Below are 8,201 nucleotides of genomic sequence, written 5' to 3'. Positions count from 1 at the left end.
AGTATGATGCCCTTCGATCCCCCTTCCGGTATGTCCTTGTTCTTCTTGTTCTGCGTGTATGCGAGATTGAAGCATTCCTCGAAGGTGTTATTCGCGTTCTTTACATAATCGTCATAGTTCGCTGAACGCACGATGCGAATCCCGCCGCGCGCGATATCGGTGAAGCGTACATGGAACCCGGTGAAGCCCTGGCCGACGACGAAGAATATGCCGAACGGACGGGCGGGGAAATCGAGGCCGTCGAGGAAATCGGATGAGAGCCGGAAGGAGAGCGCGCTCTTTTCCGGAATGAAGAAATTCGTCCGTACGATGGACGTAAGGAAGAGAAGCGCCGTATCGATGACCGTTGCTTCCATGTTCGAGAGCGTCATGGCCCTGCGCTTCTCGCTGAACGCAGCAGTAAGCCGCGCTGCGTCGCCGCTCCCGGCGGGGGAGAGGCGCGATGCGAATATCGCAAAGAGCTCCTTGATTATGTCGGGCCTGTCCGCGAACGCATCGGCGATGGCGTTATACCCGAAGCGGTCCTTGTCCATGCGGCGCTTTATCGTCGTGATGATCTCGGAGAGTTCGCCGTCGCCGGCAAGACGATGCTTAAGGAGCGCGAGGGCGCTGTCGTTCGCCGAGGCGAATTGATGGACGAAGAACGATGCGGCATTGATGAAGAGCGCTTCCGGTGCCGTGAGCTCACCGGCATCGACGAGCGGCGTAAAGACGTTCTCGCGCAGAAGGCGCGCGTCAGAAATGTTCCGTGCGATCGCTTCAGGGAATGCGGAGGAGGAGTAACAGGAGATGACGATGATCGGGAACTTCCCGCTGAACCGTGTCGCATACATGCGTGTGAGGGCGACGCCCGTGCGTGCGATGGCTCGAGCGACCGGGGATATGCATCGCCCGGTGTGGAGTGCGGGCATGCCTATCATGAGGCGCTGTTCACCGGTCTCCGATTTCGAAGAACGCTCGATGACCATGGCGTTGGCGGCTGCTGTCTTTTCCCAGAGCGATCGATACCGTTCCGTGCGGTCGTTGCCTTTTACGAAAGCCGGCGTCATGACGGCATCGAACGATGTCCCCGTGTTCGCATCGCCCTTTTCGACGATGAAAAGCCGGAGGTCGCCGTGCACGTACATGGCAAGCTCGAACCATCCGTTGGAGAACGTGTCCTCTATCTCGCGTTCTACCTCGCGGGCGACATCGCGGTGCGCCCAGTATATCGATGTGCCGTCCGGCGATGTGTAGGAGAGCTTCATCCCGGTATAGGCGGCGGAATCGATGCCCTGTATCTCGTAGAAACGATTCGTGACTATCTGCGCGGCTATGCTCTCCGGCGGTGTCGTGTCGAAATAATATTTCGGGAATTTGAGATCGACTATCCACCATTTCATCTCCTGGAGCATGCGCTCTTCGGAGAGATCATCGATCTTGTAGTAGTCCTCCCAGCGGTCCTTGCGGTAGGAGCCGATGCGCATGGCATCGTACACGGCAAGGAGCATATCTCGGGAGAGTCCGGACCGGGCATGGATGAAGTCTATGACGATGCCCTTGGGCGAAACGACATGGGATGCGATATCGCCTTCCGCAGCGTTCGGGAGCATATCACCGAGGGCTATGCCGGAATCGCCGCGTCTGTCCATGAGCCATTTGAGCCGTGAGAGTATCGTCCTTTCGTCGAAGCTAGAATCGGCGAGGGCCCGGTCGAAGGCGGCACGGAGAAATGCCGCTTTCCTGCCGGAGCGCTCTGCGAGGGACGCAAGTTCGTCCGCGATAGCGCCCGGTGCGAGTGCAGATGATGTTTTCATACCGTGCTCCATGCCGTCAATAGTAATCTCAGAACGCTTCACTTCAATGGATTATATCACATATTGTATGGATTTTCATGCGGCGGGCGGTATTTCAATTATCCGATATCCGGTATATGAATTCGCCATGACGTGCGGAGGAGCATATGATATTCGGTGATCTTGCAGCGCTTGATGGCTCGTATACGTATCATCGGCGCGGTACGAAAAAGGAATTGTTCCCTGACCTCTTCCCGGATGCCGGCGGCGCGAAGGGGAAGATATCGTTCGTGAAGGGCGGGCTTTTTTCAGGGGCGACGATCGGCTGGAAAATGACATCGGTGCTCGACATCGGCATCGATATACGCATCGATCTCGGTGAACGGTGTTTCATCGACCGCATCGCCATAGCCGTGGATGTGCCTGGCAGCATTGCGGCCATGCATGTCCGCGCGTCCACCGACGGGAAGGGTTTTCATGCTGTCGGGAACGGCGTATCCCATGAAGGTGTCATTACCGCGGTGATCGGTATTGAAGCGCGGCATCTCATCGTACGGCTTTCCGCAGCGTTCAGGAATATCGTGATGAAGCAATGCTCCATCACCGGCCACACGCTGCCTGCCCCTGCGCTGTTCCCGCTGCCGGTGAAGGCGCTGTTCCCTGCCGTGAAAAAGAAGCTCAGGACAAAGGACGTCGTCGTCTTTACGGAAGATACTGATGATGCCTTCGCCGTCGGACGTCTTTTCGTGGATTCCATCGCAGAGGAGTTCGGCCTTGCATTGCCGGTGCTGCGCGTTGCTTCGTTCGCCCCGGATGCGGGGCGGATATTTATCGGCAGTTCGGATGCCGTTTTGCCGGAAGGATTTTCCATCGTTTCCGACGGCGTCTCGGCCCGTATGACGGCGAGCGATCCACGCGGCTTGGTGTACGGCGTGCATGCGCTCATGTCGCTGATACGCGCGTATGGTGCCGTGCCTGCGTGCACGATAGAGGACCACCCATTGATGCAGATACGGGGCATTCATCTGGGGCTTCCCTCGCGCGCGGAGATCCCGTTCATGAAGCGCCTCATCGACACCGTGCTCGTGCCGATGCGTTACAACACGATATTCCTGCAGATAACCGCCGGCATGCAGTTCGACAAGCGCCCGGAGATAAACAAGGCGTGGTTGAATGCGAATAAAAAAGCTGCGAGCGGGGAATGGCCGCCCGTGCCGCACGGTCCGATGATAGCCGACGGCGGTGTGCTTTCCAAGGATGACGTGCGCGGTATCGTCGACTATGCGAAAAGCTTCGGTCTCGAGGTGATACCGGAGATACAATCCCTCGGTCATGTGCAGTATCTGACGATGACGTATCCGGATATCGCCGAGCGCGCGGAGCGTACGGCTGACAATGCCGATATCGTGAAAGAGGATGCGCGCCCGGATGAATTCTATCCGCACTGCTACTGTCCGTCCAATGAGAAAAGCTATGAGATCATTGCCGATGTCATCGACGAGATCATCGATGTGGTTCGCCCGTCGCAGTATGTGCATATGGGGCATGATGAGGTGTACACCATCGGCGTCTGCCCGCGGTGCAAGGGGAAGGATGCAGCCGATCTCTTCGCGATGCATGTGACACGCATGCATGACTATCTCGCAAAGAAAGGGCTAAGGATGATGATGTGGAGCGATATGCTTCAGCCGATAACCGCGTATAAGACGCCGCCGGCTATCGACCGCATCCCGAAGGATATCGTGATGCTCGATTTTATCTGGTATTTCCATATGGATAAGGACCTTGAGGATGGTCTTCTGTCGAAGGGGTTTCAAGTGATGATGGGGAATATGTATTCCAGCCATTATCCGCGCTTTGAGACGCGCCGCGTGAAGAAGGGCATCGTCGGCGGTGAGGTCTCGACGTGGGTGAAGAACAATATGTACACGCTCGCGCGAGAAGGAAAGATCTACGATCTCCTCTATTCAGCGAACATGCTCTGGTCAGGGATGTATCGTTCCGATATGCGGCGTGCGTATGATGCCGCTGTCACAAAGATGCTGCCGCGTATACGGTCGCGGCTCAACATTGTCCCGGCGCCGTCGCAGGCGGAGAAGCGGTCGTTCACAAGGATACCATTGCAGGGCGTCTCGGCGCCGGTGGCTTCCGGGAAACGAAAGTTTCTCGGCATACCGTTCACGGTCGGTAAAGCGGCTGCGGTGGAAGGGAAGGCAGTGAGCGAGCGGCGTTTCCCTTCCGATGCGCAGATAAAGATCGGCAAGACGCTCGACAGCATCGTATTCGTCCACACGGCGCTTGCGAACGCGGAGCGCATACCGTGGAACGATCTTGCGGTGATCGCATCATATGAAGTGATCTATGCCGACGGATCGAAGGTACGTGTGCCGGTAGAATACGGCGGGAATATTGCGGCGATGCATCGTCGGTATGCCGAACCGCTTACGCACAGCATATACCGGCATGAGGGGTATATCGCCACATTCCTTGCCGATCCGTTCATTGCGGAAAAGGATGAGAACGGTACGGATATTACTGCGTACGGGTATGAATGGCTCAATCCATTCCCGAAGAAGATGATTCGGTCGGTGAACATGCGCGCCGAGGGCGATACTGATGCCGCTGTCATGCTGCTCGCTATGACCGGGGTAAAGCGTACGTAGCTGCGCGGTCCTCTCCAGGGTGCGAAGGTAACTGTTTAGTGGCGCGGCTTTACCTGCGGTCTGTCGCCGTAGGTGATGTTCACAACATCGCCGTCGCTGAGTATAGACTGCCGTGCCGCTTCGACGACGAGTTCATTGATCGATGAATTCGCCGGTGTTGCGATAATGCCTTTCGCATCGACATCCTTTATGATGCGTTGGCGTTCGGCGAGCGACTTCTTCGCGTCCATACCGTCCACCGCGCCGCGTATTATTCCGACCGTCCCGAGAATGGCAGCCACCGAATCAAAGCCGTATCCGACCGGCTTATATCCGTCGCCCTCCCATGGAACGAGCTTGTAGAAATCCGGGTTCACATAGTTGAATTTCTTCCCATCGGTATATGAATGCTCGACACCGCGGAACTGATCGCCGTGCCGTATATACCCGCATTGATCCTTGGATTCAAAATACATGACAAGTCCCTGCTCATTGCTCCCTGCCGCCTCATCCGGATAGCCGAGCCCATCGGTCACGTTCAGTATCGCGCCGTTCTCGAAGGTCACGCGCCCGTTCGCCCAGAGATAGCCCTCGTTCCCGTTGGGGAATTTCCCCTTTACGCCGGTGACTGACACCGCCACGGGCTTGAGATGCGTTATGAAATAGACAAGGTCGACATAGTGACAGCCGACATAGACGAACGGGTCGGTCTTATCGCAGGTGAACCAGTTCTGGAAATTCGAATGACGGTAGTAATAGGGCTCTATCATCTTCGCTTCGCCGATGACGAATTTGCCGAAGCGCCCGCGCTCGTATTCGCGGCGTGTGATGAGCGCACGGCGGTCGAATCGCTTGTGATATTCGATGCCGACGAAAAGCCCCTTCTCGTGGGCGAGATGTTCGAGTTCGACGGCCTGTTCGTATTTGAGCACGAGCGGCTTTACGCAGAGCACATGCTGGTCGTGGGTGAGGGCAACCTTTACGACATCATAGTGGAACTGGTCGGGCATGGCGACGACAACCGCATTATGCGGTTCCATTTTCGCAATGACCTCCTTATAGAGTTCAGGATAATTCTTCTTCGGATCATCGGATAGTGACGGATATGCGTTGAACGAAAGGCCGGGAAATGCCTCGGTGTTCTCCTTGTTCTCCACAAGCGCCTTAAGCGGCGGATTGTTGAGCGCGCAAACGTTGATGTTCTTTACAAGTCCGTCGCGCTTGAGCTGATAGATGGACGGGAGGAGGAGGTCGTTCGTTATCATCCCCCCGCCGACTATGGTCACGTCAAATGGTTTTTTGTTCATGGTGCTTCCTTTCGTTCAGAGTGCACGGGGCTTCAGCCCCGTGTTCTTTTCCAAAAGCGTACACCGGGTTGAAACCCGGTGCTCTTTCTGCGTTCATTTTCCTTTGCACACTTCATCCACCGCTTCTTCGAACACGGCAATGCTCTCGCGAAGCGCCTCTTCCGAAATCATGAGCGGCGGCGCTATCTTGATGCATTCCCCGCCGACGCCGACCGGTGCGAACATGAGAAGCCCCTTGTGCATGCATTTCTCGTTTATCGCCTGTGCAAGATCGGGGTTGGGTTCTTTCGTCCCCGGCTTCACCGCCTGTATGCCGGCGACGAGGCCGCGCCCCTGCGTGCAGCCGAGTACGGACGGATATTTTTTCTGTATGCGGCGAAGCTCCGGTATGAGTATGTCTCCCATCTTTGCGGCATGCTCAACGAGCTTTTCCTTTTCGATGAGCTTCAGATTTTCTATCGCCGATACGACAGGGAGCGGGCTTGCTGAATGCGTCGATGTCATGGAGCCGGGAGGGTAGAGGCCCATGATGTCCTTTCTGCCGATGACGGCCGAGATGGGGAGCGAGGACGATATCCCTTTCCCGCAGGCGATAAGGTCGGGCGTTACACCGTAATGCTGATACGTGAACATCTTGCCCGAGCGGCCGAATCCGGCCTGCACTTCATCGTAAATAGTGACGATGTCGTACTGCTTTGCGAACGTCTCCATCTTCTGCGCGTATTCATCGGGCAGGAAATCCGGTCCGACGCCCTGATATGATTCCGTCATGATGCCCGCTATCTCTTCCGGCGTTACGCCCTGGTCGGCGATGCTTTTAAGGAAGAGATCGAACGATGTGTTCTCGTTCTTGTAGCCGTCGGGGAACGGCACCTGAATGAACGTCTTGCCCTCGTCGACTATCCATTTCTTCAGACGGTCATTGCCGCCGGCGAGCTGCGCGCCGAGCGTGCGCCCGTGGAAGGCGTTCTTGAAGGAGACGAAATACTTCTTCTTCGGGCCATGCTTCTCAAGCGCGTATGTCTTTGCGAGCTTGATGCAGTTCTCGGTCGCTTCGCTTCCCGTGCTCAGTATGAACACGTGATAATGCTTCGGGTCCGGCGAGAGTTTCTGCAGCATGCGTGTAAGGTCGCGGCGTCGCTCGTGCACGAACACATAGGTGGCAAGAAGTTCCTGATCGATGACCTTCTTGAGCGCATCGCGTATCTCCTTGCGGCCGTGGCCGGCATTGGTGATGAGCACCCCCGACGACCAGTCTATCCATTTATTGCCCCACTTATCATGGATCTGAAAGCCTTCGGCCCTGTCCCATATGACCGGCGGCTGGCCCATCATCGACTGCGGTTCGCTGTCGGCAAGGTCCTCAAATATCGGGAGCGATTCGGGAACCGGGAGTCTGGTCTTGATGACGCGGTATTTCGTCTTGACCGGGGGGACATCTTTCGGGGTGAGATCGTACTTGGCCATTGCATGCTCCTTTCGATCAGCCGGTATCGGCTGTATGCACAGTGTGCTTGTGCGTCAAATATACTGCTCTCGCGCGCGCAATCCATGGACTTTCGGACGAATGATATGGATTTTTGTCCGCGTGTGTATTATAATCTTATCATGGCTTTACGCGCAACACAACTGCTCATGTCATCCGAGCTTCCCGATGCGCTTAACGCCTTCGCCGCATGCTTTGATCTGCGCATCACCGTGTTCGACGAAGCGGGGGAGCGCATCGTTACCGGCGGGAGCGGACGGCAGATACCCTATTGCCTCGCGATAAAACGCTCCGGAGCGGGACGCATTGCCTGCAGGGATTCGGACACCACGCTCTTTGCGCGTGCGCGTGCAGAGAAACGAACGGTATCGCATGTCTGCCATGGCGGACTTCTTGAGGTCGTACATCCGGTTTTTGTGCAGAACGTGTTCTCGGCATACATCATGCTCGGGCAGATAGCGCTTACCGGACGCCTGCCCGGGAAGCGCGGAAAGCTTCTCACGGGGAAGACCGCGTATACCGATGCTGAAGTAAAGAACATCATACGGCTTTTCGAGATACTGGTCCGCTATATCGTCGATCATCGGCTCCTTTCGATACGCACCGATGAGAAATTCGAGCTTGTCATGGACTATCTGCGTACGCATTTCCGCGATCAGGTGACCATCGATGATGTTGCGGCGCTCGTCGGTCTCGGGAAAACGGCGATGACGAAACTCTTCCGCTCGGTGACGGGAAAAACGTTCAAGGAGACGCTCATCGGCATGCGGCTCGATGAAGCGGACAGGCTCATGCGCGAGTCACCGGAAAGAACGGTCAGGGAGATCGCTATCGCGTCGGGATATCAGGATCCGCTTTTTTTCTCGCGCTCATACCGGCAGATGCGCGGAATAACGCCGAGCGAGTACCGGGCAATGCTTCACCCGGCGAAATAAAGGGCGAGAAAGTTTCTTGGGGGCGCTCCCCTCCTCAGCGGTGAAAGGGGCCGGGG

Annotated in this window: 5 protein-coding genes; 2 read left to right on the top strand and 3 right to left on the bottom strand. The window is 56.4% G+C overall.

Annotated elements, in window-relative coordinates; all coding sequences use genetic code 11:
- A partial coding sequence (locus AABZ39_07110) for an NAD-glutamate dehydrogenase domain-containing protein (GenBank protein MEK6794528.1) occupies positions 1-1,796 on the bottom strand: 1,796 nt, incomplete at its 3' end.
- A gap of 146 nt (positions 1,797-1,942) precedes the next feature.
- On the opposite strand from AABZ39_07110, the gene AABZ39_07105 reads away from it, so the two are divergent.
- On the top strand, positions 1,943-4,438 hold the full coding sequence (locus AABZ39_07105) for a family 20 glycosylhydrolase (protein MEK6794527.1): 2,496 nt from the start codon (positions 1,943-1,945) through the stop codon (positions 4,436-4,438).
- Between the two features lie 35 nt (positions 4,439-4,473).
- Here AABZ39_07105 and AABZ39_07100 read toward each other — a convergent pair whose 3' ends face one another.
- Positions 4,474-5,724 (bottom strand): Gfo/Idh/MocA family oxidoreductase, encoded by a 1,251-nt coding sequence (locus AABZ39_07100; protein MEK6794526.1) that lies wholly within the window; start codon positions 5,722-5,724, stop codon positions 4,474-4,476.
- Between the two features lie 93 nt (positions 5,725-5,817).
- The gene (locus AABZ39_07095; GenBank protein MEK6794525.1) at positions 5,818-7,191 is read right to left on the bottom strand and encodes an aspartate aminotransferase family protein; all 1,374 of its coding nucleotides are present in this window, start codon (positions 7,189-7,191) and stop codon (positions 5,818-5,820) included.
- A 141-nt stretch (positions 7,192-7,332) separates the two neighbouring features.
- On the opposite strand from AABZ39_07095, the gene AABZ39_07090 reads away from it, so the two are divergent.
- Positions 7,333-8,145 carry a helix-turn-helix domain-containing protein gene (locus AABZ39_07090; protein MEK6794524.1) on the top strand — a complete coding sequence of 271 codons (813 nt, stop codon included), beginning with the start codon at positions 7,333-7,335 and terminating at the stop codon, positions 8,143-8,145.
- Positions 8,146-8,201 lie beyond the last annotated feature (56 nt).

This window comes from Spirochaetota bacterium, assembly GCA_038043445.1.
Lineage (GTDB): Bacteria > Spirochaetota > Brachyspiria > Brachyspirales > JACRPF01 > JBBTBY01.
The sequence above is the reverse complement of the archived record's forward strand: the minus strand, read 5'-3'. Positions and strand labels throughout refer to the sequence as shown.